Source organism: Variovorax sp. ZS18.2.2 (assembly GCF_024701975.1).
Lineage (GTDB): Bacteria > Pseudomonadota > Gammaproteobacteria > Burkholderiales > Burkholderiaceae_C > Variovorax.
In genome coordinates this window covers 113,113-134,332 of the sequence record NZ_JANLNM010000011.1, presented here as the reverse complement: position 1 = coordinate 134,332, position 21,220 = coordinate 113,113, and the positions used below count along the sequence as shown (strand labels likewise).

The following is a 21,220-nucleotide window of genomic DNA, read 5'->3' as shown; positions in this document are numbered from 1 at the left end:
GCCGCCCATGGTATGAAAGCCGCCTTCGGCGAACCATGGACATTCCACGGTTCTGCCGCTCGCCTACCGTCGATTTAAAGGAGTTCCATGGACTTCACCTTGAACCCTGCACTGGACGCGCACGACACGCGCATCCTTGCCGAACTGCAGAGCGATGCGCGCCTCACCATGGCCGAACTGGGCCGCCGCGTCCACCTGAGCCAGCCAGCCGTAACCGAGCGCGTGAAGAAGCTGGAGGCCGCGGGCGTCATCAGCGGCTATCGCGCCACCGTCAACCTCGGCAAGCTGGGCTACGGCATCCGCGCCATCATCCGCGTCGGCCGCGCCGACTACGACCTCGTGGTGAAGCTCGTGCAGGACACGCCCGAGTGCGTGAACGCCTACAACGTGACCGGCGAGGACAGCTGGATCCTCGAGATCGCCGTGATCGATGTGACCCACCTCGACGCGGTGGTCGCCAAGTTCTGCATCCTTACCGAGACGGCGACCTCGATCATCCTGAGCCCGACACGCGAGCACCAGCCGATGCTGCCGCCGCGCCGCTCCGACGTGCGGCCGCTGATCAAGAAGGTGCTCAATGCGTAGCTGAAGCCAAGGCCAGCGCGTTGAAGGCCGTCACCACCTCGGGCGGCGCCTGCACCATCTCGATCAGCACGCCCTCGCCTGCGATCGGGAATTCCTCGTTCGCCTTCGGATGCAGAAAGCAGATGTCGAACCCCGCCGCGCCCTGACGGATGCCGCCCGGCGCAAAGCGCACGCCCTGCGCGGTGAGCCATTCAACGGCCTTGGGCAGGTCGTCGATCCACAGCCCCACGTGGTTGAGCGGCGTCGCATGTACCGCGGGCTTCTTCTCGGGGTCCAGCGGTTGCATCAAGTCGACCTCGACCTTGAACGGGCCGCTGCCGATCGCGCAGATGTCCTCGTCGACGTTCTCGCGCTCGCTCTTGAAGGTGCCGGTGACTTCGAGCCCCAGCATGTCGACCCAGAGCTTCTGCAGGCGCAGCTTGTCGGGCCCGCCGATGGCGATCTGCTGGATACCCAGCACCTTGAAGGGACGCGTCGTGGTCGTCATGCGCAGACCTCCACCGTTTCAGTCGTCGTCGTGCGGCGCGATTGCAAGCCCAGCTTGCGCAGCAGCTGCACGTCCGCATCCACATCGGGATTGCCCGTGACCAGCAGCTTGTCGCCGTAGAAGATCGAATTCGCACCGGCCATGAAGCACAGCGCCTGCACCGCATCGCCCATCTGCTGGCGCCCGGCCGACAGCCGCACGCGTGCCGTCGGCATCGTGATGCGAGAGACCGCGATGATGCGCACGAAATCGAAGGGATCGACCGGCTCCGAATCGGCCAGCGGCGTGCCCGGCACGCGCACCAGGCTGTTGATCGGCACCGATTCCGGGTACGGATTCAGGTTGGCCAGTTGCGCGATCAACCCCGCGCGGTGCACCGGCTGCTCGCCCATGCCGACGATGCCGCCGCAGCACACGCTGATGCCGGCGCTGCGCACATGGGCCAGCGTGTCGAGCCGGTCCTGGTAGCTGCGCGTGTCGACGATGTCGGTGTAGTACTCGGGCGCGGTGTCCAGGTTGTGGTTGTAGTAATCGAGGCCCGCGGCCTTGAGCTGGTGCGCATGGTGCGGCTCCAGCATGCCGAGCGTGGCGCAGGTCTGCATGCCGAGGCCCTTCACCGCCTCGACCAGCACGGCCACCTTCTCCACGTCGCGGTCCTTCGGTGCGCGCCATGCGGCGCCCATGCAGAAGCGCGTGGCGCCCGCATCCTTGGCGGCCTGCGCGGCGCGCACGACCTCATCGACCTCCATCAGCTTCTGCGCCTTCACGCCGGTGTCGAATTCGGCCGACTGTGGGCAGTAGCCGCAGTTCTCGGGGCAGCCGCCGGTCTTGACCGAGAGCAGCGTCGCAAGTTCGATATCGCCTTCAGGGAAATGCTGGCGATGCACCGTTTGCGCCTCGAACAGCAGGTCCATCAGCGGCTTGTCGAGCAGCGCCTGGATCGCCTCCACAGACCACGGGCCTTGCGGCGTCACCGGCTTTGCGGGCCGGTGCAGCGTGATCGTTTGTTGCAAGTCGTTGGCACCCATCAGTTGAACTCCAGAATGATTTGATCGACGGCGAGAGACTCTCCCTTGCCTGCCGAGACCTTGCCCACCACGCCGTCCTGCGTGGCGAACAGCACGTTTTCCATCTTCATGGCCTCGATGACGGCCAGCTTCTCGCCGGCGCGCACCTGCTGCCCCGGCTGTACCGACACCTCGACCAGCAGGCCCGGCATCGGCGACATCAGGAACTTGCTCAGGTCCGGCGGCGCCTTGTAGGGCATCAGTTCGAGCAAACGCGCACCCAACGGCGACAGCACCATCGTTTCGATCTGCGTGCCGTCGTGCGACACGCGCAGCGCCAGCGGGTTCTTGCCCGCGCCGCGCTCGACCTGCGCGGTGAAGGGCTTGTCGTTGACCATGCCCTGCACGCGAATCGCGCCGAGCGCGAAGCTGCTGTCGATCTTGTAGCTCTTGTCGCCCACGGCAATGGCGCTCGCGCCGGTCTTGCCGTGGAAGTCGGTGACCGACACCGGGTGCTGCACATGCTTGCCCTCCGGCCCCAGCTCCACCACCACGAACTGCTCGCCCACCTTCACGCCATGGCCTTCGAGCTGACCGCTGATGCCCGAGGCACGCGCGCGATAACGGCGATGCACGTACGCCGCGAGCGCCACGAGGAACGACGGATCGGTGTGCGGCACGTCTTCCGCGTGGAAGCCCTTGCCGTAGTGCTCGGCGATGAAGCCGGTGTTGAAGTCGCCCGCCACGAACTTCGGATGCGCGAGCAGCGCCGCCTGGAACGGAATGTTGCTGCTGATGCCGCGGATCACGAAGCCGTTGAGCGCCTCGCGCATGCGGGCAATCGCATGCTGGCGATCCTTGCCGTGCACGATGAGCTTGGCGATCATCGAGTCGTAGTACATCGGGATCTCGCCGCCGTCATACACGCCGGTGTCCACGCGCACGCCGTTCAGGTGCTGGGTGTCGCTCGCGAACATCGTCTCGTCGGGCGGCTGGAACTTCACGAGCCGGCCGGTCGAAGGCAGGAAGCTGCGGAACGGGTCTTCGGCGTTGATGCGGCACTCGATGGCCCAGCCATCGCGCTTGACCTGCTCTTGCGTGAACGGCAACTTCTCGCCGGCCGCGACGCGGATCATCAGCTCGACGAGGTCCAGCCCCGTGATGCACTCCGTCACCGGGTGCTCCACCTGCAGCCGCGTGTTCATCTCGAGGAAATAGAAGCTCTGGTCCTTGCCGACCACGAACTCCACCGTGCCCGCGCTTTGGTAGTTCACAGCCTTGGCCAGTTGCACCGCCTGCGCGCCCATCGCCTTGCGCGTCTCGTCGCTGATGAAGGGCGAAGGCGCCTCTTCGATCACCTTCTGGTGGCGCCGCTGGATCGAGCATTCGCGCTCGTTCAGGTAGATGACGTTGCCATGCGAATCGCCCAGCACCTGGATCTCGATGTGGCGCGGCTCCTCAACGAACTTCTCGATGAACACGCGGTCGTCGCCGAAGCTGTTGCGCGCCTCGTTGCGGCACGAGGTGAAGCCCTCGAAGGCTTCCTTGTCGTTGAAGGCCACGCGCAGGCCCTTGCCACCGCCGCCCGCCGAAGCCTTGATCATCACGGGATAGCCGATGTCTTTCGCGATCTCGACCGCACGCTCGGCCGTCTCGATGGCGTCGTTCCAGCCCGGGATGGTGTTGACCTTGGCTTCGTTCGCGAGCTTCTTCGAGGCGATCTTGTCGCCCATCGCCGCGATCGAATAGTGCTTGGGCCCGATGAAGGCAATGCCCTCTTCCTCGACCTTGCGGGCGAAGGCCTCGTTCTCCGACAGGAAGCCATAGCCCGGGTGCACCGCCTCGGCGCCCGTCTGCTTGCAGGCCGCGATGATGCGGTCCGCTTGCAGGTAGCTCTCGCGGCTGGGTGCGGCGCCGATGTGCACGGCCTCGTCGGCCAGCTCGACGTGGCGGGCTTCCTTGTCGGCGTCGGAGTAGACGGCGACGGTGAGGATGCCCATCTTCTTCGCGGTCTGGATGACGCGGCACGCAATCTCGCCGCGGTTGGCTATCAGGATCTTCTTGAACATGTTCTTCTTCTCCGTGCCGCTCAAAGTGGAATGTTCCCGTGCTTGCGCCACGGATTCTCGAGCTTCTTCTCGCGCAGCATCACCAGCGAACGGCAGATGCGCTTGCGCGTCTCGTGCGGCAGGATCACATCGTCGATGTAGCCGCGCGCGCTCGCCACGTAGGGGTTTGCAAAACGCGCCTTGTATTCGGCCTCGCGGGCTGCCAGCTTCTCGGGATCGTTCTTGTCTTCGCGGAAGATGATTTCCACCGCGCCCTTCGCGCCCATCACCGCGATCTCGGCGCGCGGCCAGGCCAGGTTGACGTCGCCGCGCAGGTGCTTGGACGCCATCACGTCGTACGCACCGCCGTAGGCCTTGCGCGTGATGACGGTGATCTTCGGCACCGTGCACTCCGCATACGCGTAGAGCAACTTGGCACCGTGCTTGATGATGCCGCCGTACTCCTGCCCCGTGCCGGGCATGAAGCCGGGCACGTCGACGAAGGTGATGACCGGGATGTTGAACGCATCGCAAAAGCGCACGAAGCGCGCGGCCTTGATGCTGCTCTTGATGTCCAGGCAGCCCGCCAGCACCAGCGGCTGGTTCGCCACGATGCCGACCGTCTGGCCTTCCATGCGCGCGAAGCCGATCACGATGTTCTTCGCGTAGTCGGGTTGCAGCTCGAAGAAGTCGCCATCGTCCACCACCTTGAGGATCAGTTCCTTGATGTCGTAGGGCTTGTTCGGGTTGTCGGGCACCAGCGTGTCCAGCGAGTAATCGGGCCGGTCGGCCGGGTCGCCCTGGCCGTTGTTGCCCAGGCGCACCGGCGGCTTCTCGCGGTTGTTGAGCGGCAGGTAGTTGTACAGGCGCCGCAGCATCATCAGCGCCTCGACATCGTTCTCGAACGCCATGTCGGCCACGCCGCTGCGCGTGGTGTGGGTGATGGCGCCGCCAAGTTCCTCGGCCGTCACGCTCTCATGGGTCACCGTCTTCACCACCTCGGGGCCGGTAACGAACATGTAGCTGGAGTCCTTCACCATGAAGATGAAGTCCGTCATGGCCGGCGAATACACCGCACCGCCCGCGCAGGGGCCCATGATCATGCTGATCTGCGGCACCACGCCCGAGGCCATCACGTTGCGCTGGAACACGTCGGCATAGCCGCCGAGCGAGGCCACGCCTTCCTGGATGCGCGCGCCGCCCGAATCGTTGAGGCCGATGACCGGCGCGCCGACCTTCATCGCCTGGTCCATCACCTTGCAGATCTTTTCGGCATGCGCTTCGCTGAGCGCGCCGCCGAAGACGGTGAAGTCCTGGCTGTACACGAAGACGAGACGGCCGTTGATCATTCCGTAGCCGGTGACCACGCCGTCACCGGGGATCTTCTGCTCGGCCATGCCGAAATCGACCGAGCGGTGCTCGACGAACATGTCCCATTCTTCGAACGTGTTGTCGTCCAGCAGCAGTTCGATGCGCTCGCGCGCCGTGAGCTTGCCCTTGGCGTGCTGCGCGTCGATGCGCTTCTGCCCACCGCCCAGGCGCGCCTGGGCGCGGCGCTTTTCGAGTTGTTCGATCAGTTCTTGCATGAGAAAAGCCTCTTTGAAAAATCAGCAGTCGTAGGTTTCGCTGTACTGGAACGACGCACCCGGCATGGTGGCCAGGATGTCCATGAATTGCGCGATGGCGCCGCAGCGCTCGCGCGGGCTGTAGGGCAGCGAGTTGGAGAGCCGTCCGAACGACAGGTCGATGCAGCCACCGCCCTTGGCCGGCTGCACCTGCACCCACTGCGCTCGCAGTGTTTCGCCGCGGCGGCAATACACGGTGTTGTGGATGTCCGATACGCCCCAGGCATCGCCAGAGGCAGCCGACCACAGCACCAGTTGGTGGTTGGCGGCGCCATCGCCTTTCAGCAGCGCGAAGTCGGGCACGGTGAAGTGCAGCGACGGCCCGCGCAACACGCGCTGCGCCGTGATCAGTGCGCGGACGTCCTTCGGGTTGCCGCGGTGCAGCGCCTGCTCGTGCGCGGGGCCGGCTTGCAACTTCGCCACCGCGTGGGCCTCGCGCAGCATCGCTTCGAGCGCCACTTGTTCCTGCTGCCACGCATCGAGCCACGGCGCGGCGGCGGCGATCTCGTCGTCCCAATCCAGGAACAGGACACCGCTGGTCTTCACCTCGGCCTCGTCGTCGCGCGGCGCGCCGTACCAGGAGATGCCCACGCTCACATTGCCCACGCGCCACCCGGCACTCACGGCGACATTCCAGGCGTTTTCTTCCTTGAAGCGCGCCGGCTGCATTTCGCCGTACTCGGGCACAGCGAGTTGCGAGACGAGCTGTGCGTGCGCCCGCAGCACGAAGTTGACGTGCGACTCGCCCTCGGGCAGATCGATCCGGTGCCGCACGCTCATCACCGGACGCCCCCTGAACGGCACCATGAGTTCCGCGCGGCTGCTGCGCAACCCGAGCACATCCGCGCCCGGCACATGCCAGGCACTGACGCCAAATTCCGCATACGCAGGCCGCACGCCCAACGCCTCCAATTGCTCGAAGGTCGTGCCCCAGGCGAAGGTGCCCGCTGCGGTGTCGAAGCCGCGCGCGATGCGGTCGGGGTTCAGCCAGTCCATGCGGCCTCGTCGCCTGCGTAAAGGCCGAGCAAACGGCGCGCTGCGGTGGATGGCGCCAGCTCCAGCGCGCCCACCTGCCCCAGCAGCGCCGGCAATTCTTCCTTCACCCGCGGGTGGTGGCGGAAGGCATGGCGCAGCCCGGCTTCGATGCGGTCCCACATCCACGACTTGGCCTGCTGCTGGCGGCGCGCCATGAGCCGGCCATTGGCGCCCTGCAGCGCACGAAAGCGTTCGACCTGCACCCAGAACGCCTCGACGCCCTGCCCCAGCAATGCGCTCAGCTGGATGGCTTGCGGATGCCAGAAGGTCTCGTCGTGGTGCGCGTGGTCGGGATGGCCGTGCTGGCCGAAGAGCCGCAATGCCGAGGTGATCTGCGCCTGTGCGCGCGTGGCGGCCGAGGCATCCAGATCGGCCTTGTTGATGACCACGAGGTCGGCCAACTCCATCACGCCCTTCTTGATCGCCTGCAGGTCGTCGCCGGCGTTGGGCAACTGCATCAGCACGAACATGTCGGTCATGCCGGACACCGCGGTTTCACTCTGGCCCACACCCACGGTCTCGACGATCACGACGTCGTAGCCGGCGGCCTCGCACACCAGCATCGCCTCGCGCGTCTTCTCGGCCACGCCGCCGAGCGTGCCGCTCGAAGGGCTCGGGCGGATGTAGGCACGCTCGTGCACCGAGAGCTTTTCCATGCGCGTCTTGTCACCGAGGATGGAGCCGCCGGACACGGTGGACGACGGATCGATGGTGAGCACCGCGACGCGATGCCCCTTGTCGATCAGCAACAGGCCGAGCGTTTCGATGAAGGTCGACTTGCCGACGCCGGGCACGCCCGAGATGCCGAGGCGAAACGAATTGCCGGTGCGCGGCAGGAGTGCGGTGAGCAGTTCGTCGGCCTGCGCGCGATGGTCGGTGCGGGTCGATTCGAGCAGCGTGATCGCCTTGGCGATGGCACGGCGCTGCGCCATGCCGTCCGAATCTGCAATGGCGCGTTCGAGCGCCTCCACGGAATTCAGCACGCGGCCTCCGCAGCCGTCACGCGCCAGCGGTAGTGCAAGTCGACGCCCTCCTCGCCCTCGAGCACGAAGCCGTGCCGCAGGTAGAAGCGGTTGGCGTCGCTCTGCACGAGCGCGGTGAGCTTGATGTCGAGATTTTTCTCTCTTGCCTCGGCCTTGGCCCAGCGCATCACCCATTCGCCGATGCCACGGCCCTGGAAGCCGGTGCGCAGGTACAGGTGGTCCAGCCGCAGTGCATCGGCGCCCTCGGGCTTGAGCGTGACGAAGCCCACGCGTTGGTCGCCGTCGAGCACGATGTGGTGCATGAACGGCACCGCGAAACCGGCGCTCAGCCGCTCGCGCGAACGCGCAAGGTCGAAGCGCCCGACACGCTCCAGGCTCGGGCGCATCGCATCGATGCGCACGGCCAGCATGTCCTCGAAATCGCTGGAATCCACGGGCTGCAGCGACAGCCGCGACAAGAGATCGCCCACGTCTCGCGTCCCGATCAAGCCGCGACGGCAGCGCGGATCTGCTCCAGCACGTCCTTGGCGCTGGCCGGGATCGGGGTGCCCGGTCCGTAGATGCCCTTGACGCCGGCCTCGTAGAGAAAGTCGTAGTCCTGCCGCGGAATCACGCCGCCGACGAACACGATGATGTCGTCCGCGCCCTGCTTCCTGAGCTCGTTGATGATGGCGGGCACCAGCGTCTTGTGGCCGGCTGCGAGGGTGCTCACGCCGACGGCATGCACGTCGTTCTCGATGGCCTGACGCGCGCACTCTTCGGGCGTCTGGAAGAGCGGGCCCATGTCCACGTCGAAGCCCAGGTCGGCGAAGGCCGTGGCCACCACCTTGGCGCCGCGGTCGTGCCCATCCTGGCCGAGCTTGGAAATCATCACGCGCGGACGGCGCCCCTGTTCTTCGGCGAAGGCGTTGATCTCGGTCTTGAGGGCTTCCCAGCCTTCGGCGGAGTCATAGGCAGCTGCGTACACACCGGTCACCTTTTGCGTGTCGGCCCGATGGCGGCCGAATGATTTTTCGAGCGCATCCGAAATCTCGCCCACCGTGGCGCGCAGGCGCACCGCGTCGATGCTCAGCGCGAGCAGGTTGCCCGTGCCGTTCTCGGCCGCTTCGGTGAGCGCATCGAGCGCGGCCTGCACCTTGGCGGTGTCGCGGGACGCGCGGATCTTCTGCAACCGCGCCACCTGCTGGTCGCGCACCATCACGTTGTCGATGGAGAGGCTGTCGATCGCGTCTTCGTTCTTGAGCTTGTACTTGTTGACGCCCACGATCACGTCCTTGCCCGAATCGATGCGCGCCTGCTTCTCGGCGGCCGCCGCTTCGATCTTGAGCTTGGCCCAGCCGCTGTCGACTGCCTTGGTCATGCCGCCCATCGCCTCGACCTCTTCGATGATGGCCCAGGCCGCATCGGCCATGTCCTGCGTGAGCTTCTCCATCATGTAGCTGCCGGCCCAGGGGTCGACCACGTTGGTGATGTGCGTCTCTTCCTGGATGATGAGCTGCGTGTTGCGCGCGATGCGCGAGCTGAACTCGGTGGGCAGCGCGATCGCTTCGTCCAGCGCGTTGGTGTGCAGGCTCTGCGTGCCGCCGAACACCGCGGCCATCGCCTCGATGGTGGTGCGCACGATGTTGTTGTACGGGTCCTGCTCGGTGAGCGACCAGCCCGAGGTCTGGCAGTGCGTGCGCAGCATCAGGCTCTTGGGGTTCTTGGGCTCGAACTCCTTCATGATGCGGCACCACAAAAGGCGCGCCGCGCGCATCTTGGCCACTTCGAGATAGAAGTTCATGCCGATGGCCCAGAAGAAGCTCAGGCGCCCGGCGAAGCCGTCGACATCGAGGCCCTTGGCCAGGGCAGTCTTCACGTACTCCTTGCCGTCGGCTAGCGTGAACGCGAGCTCGAGCGCCTGGTTCGCGCCGGCTTCCTGCATGTGATAGCCGCTGATCGAGATCGAGTTGAACTTCGGCATGTGCTGCGCCGTGTACTCGATGATGTCGCCGATGATCCGCATGCTCGGCGCGGGCGGAAAGATGTAGGTGTTGCGGACCATGAACTCCTTGAGGATGTCGTTCTGGATGGTTCCGCTCAGCTGGTCCTGCGCCACGCCCTGCTCTTCGGCCGCGACCACGTAGCCCGCGAGCACCGGCAGCACGGCGCCGTTCATCGTCATGGAAACACTCACCTTGTCCAGCGGGATCTGGTCGAAGAGGATCTTCATGTCCTCCACCGAGTCGATCGCCACGCCGGCCTTGCCGACGTCGCCGGTCACGCGCGGATGGTCGCTGTCGTAACCCCGGTGGGTGGCGAGGTCGAAGGCCACGCTCACGCCCTGGCCGCCCGCTGCAAGTGCCTTGCGATAGAACGCGTTCGACTCCTCGGCGGTCGAGAAGCCGGCGTACTGGCGGATGGTCCACGGGCGCACCGCGTACATGGTGGCCTGCGGGCCGCGCAGGTAGGGCTCGAAGCCGGGCAGCGTGTCGGTGTACTTCAGGCCCTGCAGGTCGGCCGCGGTGTAGAGCGGCTTGACGGTGATGCCGTCGGGCGTCACCCAGTTCAGCGCGCTCACGTCGCCGCCCGGCGCGGACTTGGCGGCGGACTTGGCCCAGGCACCGAGGTCGGCGGGCTTGAAGGTGGGTTCGGGTGTGCTGCTCATGGAGGGCGCCGCTTTGCAGTTGTCTTGCAGGGAATTCGCAAATTCGCTCGCAGGGATTTGCAAGCCGGCCGCGAGTCTAACCGATCCATAATTATTAATTCAAACCCGTTTTTTGAAGTACAGTCCTGCCCATGTCCGCTGTCACCCTCACCCCGCGCGCCCTCTACGAAGAGGTGGCCGAGCTGCTGCGCCAGCGGATCTTTCGCCGCGAACTCGAGCCCGGCAGCTGGATCGACGAACTCAAGCTGGCCGAGGAATACGGCATCAGCCGCACCCCGCTGCGCGAAGCCCTGAAGGTGCTGGCCGCCGAAGGGCTGGTGACGATGAAAGTGCGCCGCGGCGCCTACGTGACGGAGGTGTCGGAGCAGGACCTGGCGGACGTCTATCACCTGCTCTCCCTGCTGGAGAGCGATGCGGCCGGCGTGGTCGCCGAGCGCGCCACTGATGCCGAGCGCGCCGAGCTGAAGAAGCTGCACACCGAGCTCGAAGCCGCCGCCGCGCCGGGCAAGGAAGACCGCGAGCATTTCTTCGCGCTCAACGAGCGCTTTCACATGCAGTTGCTGGCCATCGCCAACAACAAGTGGCGCGACCAGATGGTGGCGGACCTTCGCAAGGTGATGAAGCTCAACCGGCACAACTCGCTGCTGAAGGCCGGGCGCATCGCCGAATCGCTGGCCGAGCACCGCTCGGTGATGGCGGCCATCGAAGCGCGCGATACCACCGCCGCCATGGCCCGCATGCGCGAACACTTCAAAAACGGTCTCGAGGCGGCAAACTGAGTTCGCCAACCCGCCGGAGACTCAATCGCGGGTGATGGTGCCGGCTTCGGCCGAAATCCGTCGGGCCACTTCCAGCAACCGGGGCGCCACGCGTTCCAGCATGACCTCCTTCGGCAGCAGGTAGGCGGGGCCGCCGCAACTCAGGCCGTAGCGCTCGCCGCGCGGCCCCTGCAGCGCGAAGCCGAGTGCATGGATATGGGGGTGCCACTCGCCGAAGGAGCTGCAATAGCCCAGGCGGTCGTACTCCTCGATGCCCGCCATCAGGCGCGGCGCGACGGCATGCCAGTTCTCGCCGGTCTCGATGCGGATCTGCTCCAACAGGACGTTCCGCTCCGGCCGCGGCAGTGCCGCCAGGTAGGCCCGGCCGGCGGCCGAGGTGGTGATCGACAGGCGCGAGCCGACCTCGATGCGCGAACTGATGAGCGCGGACCGCGGCCGCAGCGAATCGATGACGAGCAGATCGAGATCGTCGCGCACGCCCATGTGGATGCTGGCGCCCGCGAATTCGGACAGCTCCGTCAAATGCGGCCGCGCCACCGTTCGCAGGTCGAAATGCCTGAGATAGCGGCTGCTCATGTCGAGCAGCGCCGGCCCCAGGCTGAACCGCTCGCTGTCCCGCGACTGGCGCAGGTAGCCGGCGCCTACCAGCGTCGCGGTCAGCCGCGAGACGGTGGCCTTGGGAATGCCCGTCGTGTCGGCCAGATCCCGGTTGCCCATCGGGGCGGCAGCCATCCCGATGGTCTTTAGCAATGCCAAGCCGCGTGCGAGCGCGCTCACTTCTTCTTTGCTGCCAACAGCTTCACTCATGAAGAACCTTTTTTTGTTTCCCTGACCTCTTTATTCTTGAGCAAAAACAGGCGCACAGGCCACACTTGTTGTTGCATTGTTTCGGAACTATGTTCTATTAAAAGAGGACGAAACGCCCCGATTCGGAGCCTAAAAAGGGACTTTTCGGGCGTAAAAACACACGAAATCTCCGAGTTCGGAGATTCCCTTCGTGAACTGGAAAAGCAGAAAAGCGGCCTCGGTGGCCGCCCGTTCAGGCGGCCTGCGCGACCGGCTCGTGCGCCAGCGCCATCACCTCGTGCGGCGGGCGCGTCTTGAGGCGGTGATCGCTCCAGACCTGCCGCCAGCGGCGCGCGCCGGGCAGCCCGTTGCGCAGGCCCAGCATGTGCCGCGCAATCGACGACCACTGCGTGCCGTGCTCGGCCGCCTCGCGAACCATGTAGTCGCACATCAGCGACTCCACCTCTTCGCGCGTCAGCGGCTGCGGCGCGGCACCGAAGAATTCGGCGTCCCATTCGGCGAGCCACCAAGGGTTGTGATACGCCTCCCGCCCGACCATCACGCCGTCAAGCAGGCGCAGGTGTTCATGCACTTGTTCGTTGACGGAAATGCCGCCGTTGATCGAAAACTTCAGGCCGGGAAAGTCATGCTTCAGCCGATGCACCAGCGCGTAGCGCAGCGGCGGGATCTCGCGGTTCTGCTTCGGGCTCAGGCCCTGCAGCCACGCATTGCGCGCATGGACGATGAAGGTGCCGCACCCCGCTTCGCTCACCTGGCCGACGAAGTCGCGCACGAACTCGTAGCGCTCGATCTTGTCGATGCCGATGCGGTGCTTGACCGTGACGGGCACGCTCACCACATCGACCATCGCCTTCACGCAATCGGCCACCAGTTGCGGCTCGTTCATGAGGCAGGCACCGAACGCCCCGCGCTGCACGCGCTCGCTCGGGCATCCGCAGTTGAGGTTGATCTCGTCGTAGCCCCATTCCTCGCCGAGCTTCGCGCAATGCGCAAGATCAGCCGGCTCGCTGCCGCCGAGCTGCAGCGCCACGGGGTGTTCTTCGGCGTTGAAGCGAAGGTGCCGGGGCACGTCGCCATGCAACAGTGCGCCGGTCGTCACCATCTCGGTGTAGAGCAGCGCGTGGCGCGACATCAGGCGATGGAAGTACCTGCAATGACGGTCAGTCCAGTCCATCATGGGGGCGACGGAAATCTTCATCGCGCTGTAATTCGTTGTTTGCATGGAGTCAGGTGCTCGATGGGCCCGGCGCGATTCGCAGATAGGCCGCTTCCAGATCGCGTGTGTAGCGCGCGGTGTCGAACAAGGGGCAACTGCCGCGCACCCGCGCCAGATGGTCGCGCAGCCTTTGCCGGCGCGATGCGTCCGCACACAGGGCCCGCGCGCATGCAAGGTAATCGGCTGCGCTGTGTGTGACCAGCTCGGGCAGGCCCACGGCGTTCAGCAGGCTGGCAGCGACACGCGAAGCAAAGGTGTCGCCCATCCGCGTGACCACCGGCACGCCGGCCCACAGCGCATCGCTGGTCAGCGTGTGGCCGCCATACGGAAAGGTGTCGAGCACCAGGTCGACGCAGTGGCGCAAGCGCCCGAGATGCAGGTGCACGGAGACAGGCGCCCCGAAGACGATGCGATGCGCGGCAACGCCCCGCAACGCCGCCTGCGCCTGCAGGTTCGCGTTCGCCTCGGGCGGGCCGCCCCGCAACCAGAGCACGGCATCGGGCTGTCCACGCAAGAGCTCGCACCACAGCGCAAACACCTCGGGCGTCGTCTTGTAGCACTGGTTGAAATTGGCCAGGACCAATGCATCGGGCGGCAGGTTGAAGTCGGCGCGCGTCACGGCAGCCGGCTCGGCGCGGCGATGGTCGTGTGGCTGGTAGCAGTTCGGCAGGCGCAAGATGCGTTCGCTGTAGTTCGCCTCGGCCTCGGTCGGAACCACGATGGCGTCTGCCACCAGGTAGTCGATGAATGGCGCCCCGGTCGTGCCGGGATAGAACAGATAAGCCACCTGAACAGGCGCAGGCCGATGGGCCAGCATGGCAAAACGCTCGTCGACCGGCCGGCTGATGTAGACGGCGACATCGATCTCCGCCTCACGCACCTGCCGGGCGCATTCGGCCGCATTCAGGGCATGCAGGCTCACGACACGATCGAAGCACCCCTCCAGGCGCGCACGGAAGGCCTTGCGCTGGTCTCGGGAGGCATCGGTCAAACCCGCTTCGGCGGTGTCGTCCCGGGAAAAATCGAAGCAGACGAGTTCGAACTGTTCGTGGTCATGGTGTTCCAGGACCCCTGCAAGCAGGTAGCTCGTGGCCTGGTAGTAGAAGTCGCCACCGATGTAGCCGATGCGCAGCCGCCGGTGACCGGGGTAGTGGTGACCCCGCGCAATCAGCGGCGCCGCGGTCGCCCGATCGCCCAACAACCGGCGCACGTGGCGCTGCGCGCCCGCGAGCAGCAGGGGCGGCGTGAACCTGGGGGTGGCCAGGGCCAACTCGCCCACGAGGCTTGCATCACCGGTATGGGCAATGCCCTCGGCCACCACGGTCTGCAAGAACTCGTGGCGCGTCCAGTCGCCCAACTGGGTGCTGTCATGCAATGCATTCCATGCAGCGTAGAAGTCATAGGGGTCTGTGTCATGCCAGGCCCGGCTGATACGCCATGCCTGCGCCCAGTCGAACCGCCCGCGCAGCACCTCGAGCTCGGCAACGGCGGCGTCTACCGGAAAGGGCTCGGTCTGATCGGTGGGCATGGCGGTGGGCATGGGCGCCGATTTTATGGGTGCACCCGGGGCCGGAGGGTTTTCACGCCATGCCCTCTTCGGTCTACGGCGAGGCGATCGTCGAACGGGCCAGCGCGTCCATCAGTTGCTCGATCGCATAGGGCTTGCGCAGCCACGACGTGCCGGCCATCGCCTCCGCGGGTTGCGCTTCCCCGGTCACGAAGATCACCGGCACGCGGTGATCGCGCAGAAGCCGCTCGGCCAGGTCGCGGCCCGACAGCGCGGGCAAGCCGATGTCCACCATCACCACGTCGAAGGCGCCGTCGAAGAAGCGCGCGATGGCGGCCTCGGCGCTCTTGACGCCTGTGGCCCAGTGCCCCAGGGCTTCGAGAATCTTCAGGGTGGTAGCGAGCGTTTCGACATCGTCTTCGACGAGCAGCACACGAAGTCTTTTTTGCGGGTCAGCGGAGTCAGCGGTCATTGAGGTTCATTTTTCCAGACAACCCGCTGCGGCGCAGGAGTTGCACCCTACCACCCTACAGGGATGTACGACAGATGGCGGCGTTGTCTTACTCGGCACCGCGAGTCCGTCCCGACAATGACCCCCTCGGCCAAGACAAGCCGATGGACCGCACTCCCGCTCTCGCACACAACAATGACCCGCATCTACCTCATAGAAGACAACCCTCTGATCGCGACGACGCTGACCGACGGGCTGCAGGAATTTTCCGAATGCGATGTCATCGGCACCGCAACCACTTCCGATGAAGCGATCGACTGGCTCAAGGCCAACCCCGGCGAATGGGATGCGGCGGTGATCGATGTGTTTCTCGCCAAAGGCAACGGGCTCACCGTGGCGCAGTTCCTCAAGGACAACAAGCTGCCCGAGCAGCGCACCGTGGTGCTCATGAACTATGCGACCTCCGAGGTGCGCGAAGGCGCACTGTCGGCGGGCGTCGATGCGGTGTTCGACAAGTCGCTGCAGCTCGAGGCGTTCTACGACTTCTGCGCGGCGTTGAACATCGCGCCCCGGCGCTGACACAATCGGCCGCGTGCCGATCTTCAAACACAGCCTGTCCACCGGCCTTGCGCTCGCACTGATCCTCGCCGCGCCGCTTGTGCGCGCGGCAGATCCTATGCTCCTCGTCACCTCTCCCAAAGCACTGCAGGCCGCCGAAAAATCCGGCGCCGGCTTCGCCCACTGGATCGGCGATGCGCCCGCTTCCCCTGACGGCATCGCCACCAACCAGTCCTTGATGCGCTCTGCGGCCTGGCAATCCATCGCCACGCCGCTCGGCGAAAGCCTCGCGCGCATTCAGCGTGCGGACAAGCAGGCCGGCGTCGGCATCTCGCGCTACCCGCACCGGCTGTTCGACGCGCGCTGGCTCGCAAGCCCCGATGCCTTCTTCGAGTTGGTCGGCGTGGCCAACCGCATGGACCGCCGGCCGTTCCAGAACGGCGCCTGCGGCGAGACGCGGCTCGTGTACCGGCTCGCGTACCGCACCGCTGCGATGCAGTCGCGCCTGCCGATGACCGTCAATGTCGAACTGCGCGGTGATGCACCGGACGCAAGCGGCAGCTGCGCCGGCGCCGCGCGGCTCTGGCAGCCGCCGCAGGCGTCGATGCAGGACGAGGCGCTAGGCCGTTGGCTGGTGTCGCCCGACGGCCCGCTCGCGCCGCAACGTCTTGCATCTGCACGCATCGCGCAGGTCACCACCAACCTGCAGAGCGTGCGCTGGCCCTCCGCGGTGCGGCCCGATCTCGGCGGCCATGCCGAGTACATGCTGCGCGCCTTTCGATGGAACGCCGGCACGAAGCGCTTCGACGTCGCACCGCTCGAGAACACGCCCGATGTCGCGCGCCTCAAGGCCAACGCGCCACTGCGAAAGGAACTGCAGCAGTGGCTGCAGCAGCCCGCCAACCTGCGCGCACTGGACGAAGCCTCGGTGCAGATCCCTGAAAAATTCCTCGCGACCGAATCGATCTCGGTCGCACCGCGCGGCCTTGCGCGCCTCGCGAACCGGCCGTTCGCACAGGTCTTCTCGCCGGGCGACTGGCAGGCCGTGCCCGGCAGCCGCACGCTGCAGTCGCCGCAGGCCGTGCTGCGCCGACTCGACGACCTCAGCTGTGCGGGCTGCCACCAGAGCCGCGCGGTCGCGGGCTTTCATCTGCTGGGCGTCGACCGGCGCGGCGCATCGCGCACCTTCACGACGGGCAATGCACTCGCCTTGCCGCACTCACCACACCTGCAGGACGAACTGGCGCGCCGCGGTACGTACGTGCACGCCGCGCTGTCGACGCCGCAGCCCGATCCGTTCCGTCCGCTTGCCGAGCCGGACGTCGCAAACGCCGCACCCGAGAAATCCACGGTCGGCGCAAGCTGCGAACCCACGCGCATCACGCAGTCCGCCAACCCGTGGCTCGACCGCGCCGAGAAACTGCCGCGCGTCGCTTGCGAAGGCGTGCTCTCCGTCTGCGAGAAAACCTCGGTCGGTTTCCCCGGCGGCATGTGCTCGGGCCCCTGCGATCCGCTCGACAAGAACGGCACCTGCGGCGGCATCGCCATCCTGAGCGACTTCAATCAGTGCCTCGCCGCCAACAAGCCCTTCGGCGAATGCCTCGCCAAACACACGCGCCCCGGCAACCTGCGCAGCTGCTCGGCGCAGCAGCCCTGCCGCGACGACTTCATCTGCGCGCAGGCCGAGGGCCAGCCCGAAGGGCGCGGCGCCTGCATTCCGCCCTACTTCCTTTTCCAGATGCGGGTGGACGGCCACTCCTGAGATCGCTCATTCGTTCGCGGTGGGCCGCATCAGGTACGCAGACACCGCCGCGATCACGCCCAGCACCGCGACATAGATGCCCACCGGCACGATGCTCGAGTACTTCGCGACCAGCGTCGCCGCGATGATCGGCGCCAGCCCGCCGCCGATGGCTGCCGCGAACTGGATGCCGATCGAGATGCCCGAGTAGCGCAGCTCCGCCGGAAACTGCGCTGCATACAGGTTCGACTGCGGCGCGAACATCAGCGCGTAGTTGATCGACAACGCCACCACCATCGCCACCGTGTACGCCGTGAGCGACCCGCTGCCGATCGCCTGGAACAGCGGCACCGCCATCACGGCCAGCAGCAGCCCACCGAACACATAGAGCCGCCGCGCTCCCACCTTGTCCGCAAGCCAGCCGCTGGCCGGAATGGTGAAGACCATGACCACCGAGCCCACGATCAACGCATGCAGCGCATCGGCCCGCGAGAACCCGAGGCGAGTCGTCGCATACGAGATCGAGAACACCAGGATCGTGTAGATCAGCGTCACCTCGGCCAGCTTGCCGCCGATGGTCAGGAGCAACGGCTTCCAGTGCGCCACCACGACTTCGCGTGCCGGCAACGCGGCCGTCTTCTGGTGCACCTTTACCTGCATGAACTCGGGTGACTCCTCGACCTTCATGCGGATGAACACGCCCAGCACGATCAGCACCGCGCTCGCAAGAAACGGCAGCCGCCAGCCCCAGCTCAGAAAGCTCGCCTCGGGCAGTTGCGTCACCAGCGCGAAGGCGCCCGAGGACAGCAGCACGCCGATGGGTGCGCCCATCTGCGGCATGCTGCCCACCAGCGAGCGCCACTTGGGCGGCGCATGCTCCACGGCCATCAGCATCGCGCCGCCAAGCTCGCCGCCGAACGACAGGCCCTGCCCGATGCGCAGCAGCACCAGCAGCACCGCGGCCCACATGCCGATCGATTCGTAGGTCGGCAACAGCCCGATCAGCACGGTGCAGATGCCCATCATCAACAGGCTCAGCGTGAGCATGGACTTCCGGCCCAGCCGGTCGCCGAAGTGCCCGAAGACGATGCCGCCCAGCGGCCGCGCCAGCATGCCGCTCGCGAAGGTGCCGAAGGCGGCCAGCGTGCCGACGGTCGGGTCGAAGTTGGGAAAGAAGAGCTTGTTGAACACCAGCGCCGCGGCGGTGCCGTAGGCCAGGAAGTCGAAGGCCTCGATGGCCGTGCCGACCATGGTGGCGGCGCCGATCTTCCACACGCTCTGGCGCTTTTTCTCCACGGCAGCGCCCTGCAATGGCGAAGCGATGCTGCTCATGGCTGCTCCCCGGTGATCTGCCTTGCGAACATCGCGAAGCTCGCGTTCACGATGCTCCGCTGCAGCAGGAAATCGTGCGATTCCTTCGCCAGTGCCGGGTCCACCAGCTTGAGCCGCCCGTAGGCCGATTGCGCAATCAGCTGGTTGCGCGCCGCGCGCTCGATGAGCACCGACATGTAGAGCGATTCCTCGATGCTCTGGGTCGCGGCCAGGAAGCCGTGGTTAGCGAGCAGAACGCAGCGCTTCTGGCCGAGCGCCGCCGAGATGATCTCCCCCTCCACATCGGCAATCGGCAGGCCGGGCCATTCGGCGAGGAACGCGCAGTCGTCGAAGAACGGCGTGGCGTCCATGTGCGCGATCTGCAGCGGCTCACCCGTCATCGACAGGGCCGACACATACGGCGGATGCGTGTGCATCACGCAGTTCACGTCGGGCCTTCGCCTGTAGACCCAGAGGTGAAAACGCACGGCAGGGTTCGGCACGCCGCGGCCTTCGAGCACACGCAGCGAGTCGTCGATGCGCATCACCGATTGCGGGCGGATTTCGCTGAAGGCGTGCGCGAGCGGCGTCGTGAGAAAGGTGCCGTCGGCCTGCCGCACGGTGACCTGCCCGGCCAGCGTTTCGGAGTGCCCTTCCTTGGCCAGGATGCGGCAGCTGAGCGCGAGCTTCTCGGCCTCGCTCCAGTTGCCGTAGCTGAGTCCATCGAGGGACGGTGCGGGGGTGTCGTGGGTTGTAGCTCTTGTGTCGCTCACGCTGTGGCTCCTGTGCATTGACGGTGGCGGTCAATGTAAGAAGCGGGTCGCGATTTGAGCTTGTGCCTGAGCGCACGCGCATTGACCCTGCGTGCCAACCGGGCCCGCTATGGCGTCACGGCGCCGGATCGAGCACCAGCTGCGTCTGCGTGACAACGCTGCAGAGCTTGCCTTCCGCATTCGTGATCGCGGTCTGCCAGACCATCGTGGTGCGCCCGCGGTGCAGCGCCACGCAGGTGCCCGTCACCGTGCTGCCGAGGCGCGCGCCGGCGATGAACTTGGTGCTCGAGTCGGTGGTCGTCGTGCGCTTGCCGCCCGAGAGGTTCACGAGCGTGCCGACCGCGCCCAGCGTGTCGGCAAAGGCCATCGATGCGCCCCCGTGCAGGATGCCGCCGGCCGTGCAGAGGTCTTGCCGCACCTCCATTTCCGCCACCACGCGGTCGGGCTCCAGCACCGTCACGCGGATGCCCATGAGGCCGGGAAAGATTCCGGCGAACAGCTTCTGGATGTCTGCGATTTCAGTCATCGATGTCTCCTGAGAATCCCGCAGCCTAGTGGAAAGTCTCGATCGTTGCGAGCCGGGCCGAGACCTAGACTGCAGCCGCTTGGCACGAAGCGTGCGGGCCAACGGCAGGAGCCCCACCATGCACCACGACACCGCATCCGAACTGAGCTTTGCGCCCCGCTTCCGCCCGTTCTATCCGGGCGACGTGCAGGGCTACTCCAGCGCGCTCGATTCGCTGGTCTACCCCGGCGAACTCAGCGTGCAGGACAGCAACCCGCGCATGAGCCTCGAAGCCTGCCGGCTTGTGGGCGGCGGCCTGGCCATCAGCTTCACCTCGACACCGCTTGCAGTGCGGCACGACACCGCGCTCGCCTCGCCCAGCGGCTCGGGCGACGTGCTGGCCATGATCGCCGTCGAGGGCGAAGGCACCATCGACCAGGGCGGCCGGCGCCTGCCCTTTTGCCAGGGCGACATCACCTTCCGCACCACGCGGCTGCCGTCCGTCTGCACGCTCACGACACCCGGCAAGCTGGTGATGCTGCGCGTGCCGGCGGGCCGGTTCTTCGGCATCCATGCGGACCTGCACGATCGCTTCGTGCCTTCCATCGCACAGGCCGATTCGCGGCTGGCCGAAGCCGCGCGCACGCACATGGGCCATGTGTTCCCCGGGCCGGTGCAGGGCACGCCGGCGCTCGCGTATTTCTCGGAACAGTCCTTCGTCTCGCTGCTGGCCGCGACGTACTGCGAATCGTGCGAATTGGTGGACGACGACGTGGCAGAGGGCAAGCGCCGCGAGCGCGACCGCTGGCAGCGGCTCGTGGCCTATATCGAGGCGCACCTGGGCGATGCGGAACTGTCGGTCAATGCGGTCTCGAAAGAATTGGGTATTTCGAAGCGGCTCACGCACCGCCTCTTCGAGATGCAGCGCACGCAGTACGGCGCGTACCTGAAGACGCGCCGACTCGAACGCGCGAAGGAAGAGCTCGCGAACCGCAGGCTCGATCACCTGAGTGTTTCGGAGATTGCGTATCGCAACGGCTTTGGCGATGCGAGCCACTTCAGTCGCTGCTTCAGGAGCCAGTTCGGGACACCGCCAGGGGCCTGGCGCAGATCGCCGGCTTAAGGCGTCTGAGGGGTCATCGGAAAATATCGCTT

General features: G+C 66.1%; 20 protein-coding genes. 5 read left to right on the top strand and 15 right to left on the bottom strand.

The window, feature by feature from the left end; all coding sequences use genetic code 11:
• Positions 1 to 87 precede the first annotated feature (87 nt).
• Positions 88 to 585, top strand: coding sequence for an Lrp/AsnC family transcriptional regulator (locus NU688_RS30650; protein ID WP_257864635.1), 498 nt, complete (start codon positions 88 to 90; stop codon positions 583 to 585).
• Here NU688_RS30650 and NU688_RS30645 read toward each other — a convergent pair.
• The 8 genes from NU688_RS30645 to scpA are packed head-to-tail and all read right to left on the bottom strand — an operon-like array spanning position 575 to position 10,417.
• The gene (locus NU688_RS30645; protein ID WP_257864634.1) at positions 575 to 1,072 is read right to left on the bottom strand and encodes a VOC family protein; all 498 of its coding nucleotides are present in this window, start codon (positions 1,070 to 1,072) and stop codon (positions 575 to 577) included. The two genes, NU688_RS30650 and NU688_RS30645, sit on opposite strands and share 11 nt — an antisense overlap.
• The gene (bioB, locus tag NU688_RS30640) at positions 1,069 to 2,100 is read right to left on the bottom strand and encodes a biotin synthase BioB (RefSeq protein WP_257864632.1); all 1,032 of its coding nucleotides are present in this window, start codon (positions 2,098 to 2,100) and stop codon (positions 1,069 to 1,071) included. Before bioB ends, NU688_RS30645 begins: the two co-directional genes overlap by 4 nt.
• The gene (gene accC, locus NU688_RS30635) at positions 2,100 to 4,148 is read right to left on the bottom strand and encodes an acetyl-CoA carboxylase biotin carboxylase subunit (protein WP_257864631.1); all 2,049 of its coding nucleotides are present in this window, start codon (positions 4,146 to 4,148) and stop codon (positions 2,100 to 2,102) included. Before accC ends, bioB begins: the two co-directional genes overlap by 1 nt.
• Positions 4,149 to 4,168: 20 nt before the next feature.
• Positions 4,169 to 5,713, bottom strand: coding sequence for an acyl-CoA carboxylase subunit beta (locus NU688_RS30630; protein ID WP_257864630.1), 1,545 nt, complete (start codon positions 5,711 to 5,713; stop codon positions 4,169 to 4,171).
• Positions 5,714 to 5,734: 21 nt separating this feature from the next.
• Positions 5,735 to 6,748: a hypothetical protein gene (locus NU688_RS30625; RefSeq protein ID WP_257864628.1), complete on the bottom strand. Its 1,014-nt coding sequence runs from the start codon at positions 6,746 to 6,748 to the stop codon at positions 5,735 to 5,737.
• Positions 6,736 to 7,770: a methylmalonyl Co-A mutase-associated GTPase MeaB gene (gene meaB / locus NU688_RS30620; RefSeq protein ID WP_257864627.1), complete on the bottom strand. Its 1,035-nt coding sequence runs from the start codon at positions 7,768 to 7,770 to the stop codon at positions 6,736 to 6,738. The genes NU688_RS30625 and meaB overlap by 13 nt, the downstream gene beginning before the upstream one ends.
• Complete coding sequence (locus NU688_RS30615; protein ID WP_257864626.1) at positions 7,764 to 8,240, bottom strand: GNAT family N-acetyltransferase; 477 nt, start codon at positions 8,238 to 8,240, stop codon at positions 7,764 to 7,766. The genes meaB and NU688_RS30615 overlap by 7 nt, the downstream gene beginning before the upstream one ends.
• 14 nt (positions 8,241 to 8,254) lie before the next feature.
• Positions 8,255 to 10,417: a methylmalonyl-CoA mutase gene (gene scpA, locus NU688_RS30610; RefSeq protein WP_257864625.1), complete on the bottom strand. Its 2,163-nt coding sequence runs from the start codon at positions 10,415 to 10,417 to the stop codon at positions 8,255 to 8,257.
• A gap of 131 nt (positions 10,418 to 10,548) precedes the next feature.
• Here scpA and NU688_RS30605 point away from each other — a divergent pair, with 131 nt between their 5' ends.
• The gene (locus tag NU688_RS30605) at positions 10,549 to 11,196 is read left to right on the top strand and encodes a GntR family transcriptional regulator (protein ID WP_257864624.1); all 648 of its coding nucleotides are present in this window, start codon (positions 10,549 to 10,551) and stop codon (positions 11,194 to 11,196) included.
• 21 nt (positions 11,197 to 11,217) lie between these two features.
• Here NU688_RS30605 and NU688_RS30600 read toward each other — a convergent pair whose 3' ends face one another.
• From NU688_RS30600 to NU688_RS30585, 4 genes are all read right to left on the bottom strand, one after another.
• Entirely contained in the window at positions 11,218 to 12,003 is a 786-nt protein-coding gene (locus tag NU688_RS30600) for an IclR family transcriptional regulator (protein WP_257864623.1), read from the bottom strand.
• Between the two features lie 232 nt (positions 12,004 to 12,235).
• Positions 12,236 to 13,225 carry a tRNA dihydrouridine(20/20a) synthase DusA gene (gene dusA / locus NU688_RS30595; protein WP_257864622.1) on the bottom strand — a complete coding sequence of 330 codons (990 nt, stop codon included), beginning with the start codon at positions 13,223 to 13,225 and terminating at the stop codon, positions 12,236 to 12,238.
• 4 nt (positions 13,226 to 13,229) lie between these two features.
• Positions 13,230 to 14,759: a UDP-N-acetylglucosamine-peptide N-acetylglucosaminyltransferase gene (locus NU688_RS30590; RefSeq protein ID WP_257864621.1), complete on the bottom strand. Its 1,530-nt coding sequence runs from the start codon at positions 14,757 to 14,759 to the stop codon at positions 13,230 to 13,232.
• Between the two features lie 61 nt (positions 14,760 to 14,820).
• The gene (locus NU688_RS30585; protein WP_257864619.1) at positions 14,821 to 15,198 is read right to left on the bottom strand and encodes a response regulator; all 378 of its coding nucleotides are present in this window, start codon (positions 15,196 to 15,198) and stop codon (positions 14,821 to 14,823) included.
• A 174-nt stretch (positions 15,199 to 15,372) separates the two neighbouring features.
• On the opposite strand from NU688_RS30585, the gene NU688_RS30580 reads away from it, so the two are divergent.
• Both NU688_RS30580 and NU688_RS30575 read left to right on the top strand, forming a co-directional pair.
• Complete coding sequence (locus NU688_RS30580; RefSeq protein WP_257864618.1) at positions 15,373 to 15,756, top strand: response regulator; 384 nt, start codon at positions 15,373 to 15,375, stop codon at positions 15,754 to 15,756.
• A gap of 13 nt (positions 15,757 to 15,769) precedes the next feature.
• Complete coding sequence (locus NU688_RS30575; protein ID WP_257864617.1) at positions 15,770 to 17,497, top strand: hypothetical protein; 1,728 nt, start codon at positions 15,770 to 15,772, stop codon at positions 17,495 to 17,497.
• Between the two features lie 6 nt (positions 17,498 to 17,503).
• Here NU688_RS30575 and NU688_RS30570 read toward each other — a convergent pair whose 3' ends face one another.
• From NU688_RS30570 to NU688_RS30560, 3 genes are all read right to left on the bottom strand, one after another.
• The gene (locus NU688_RS30570) at positions 17,504 to 18,808 is read right to left on the bottom strand and encodes an MFS transporter (RefSeq protein WP_257864616.1); all 1,305 of its coding nucleotides are present in this window, start codon (positions 18,806 to 18,808) and stop codon (positions 17,504 to 17,506) included.
• Positions 18,805 to 19,560, bottom strand: a complete 756-nt coding sequence (locus NU688_RS30565) for an aldolase (RefSeq protein WP_257864615.1) — start codon at positions 19,558 to 19,560, stop codon at positions 18,805 to 18,807. The genes NU688_RS30570 and NU688_RS30565 overlap by 4 nt, the downstream gene beginning before the upstream one ends.
• A gap of 115 nt (positions 19,561 to 19,675) precedes the next feature.
• The gene (locus tag NU688_RS30560) at positions 19,676 to 20,086 is read right to left on the bottom strand and encodes a PaaI family thioesterase (RefSeq protein ID WP_257864613.1); all 411 of its coding nucleotides are present in this window, start codon (positions 20,084 to 20,086) and stop codon (positions 19,676 to 19,678) included.
• A 118-nt stretch (positions 20,087 to 20,204) separates the two neighbouring features.
• Between NU688_RS30560 and NU688_RS30555 the strand changes: the two genes are divergently transcribed.
• Positions 20,205 to 21,188: an AraC family transcriptional regulator gene (locus NU688_RS30555; RefSeq protein WP_257864612.1), complete on the top strand. Its 984-nt coding sequence runs from the start codon at positions 20,205 to 20,207 to the stop codon at positions 21,186 to 21,188.
• The last annotated feature ends 32 nt before the right edge of the window (positions 21,189 to 21,220 follow it).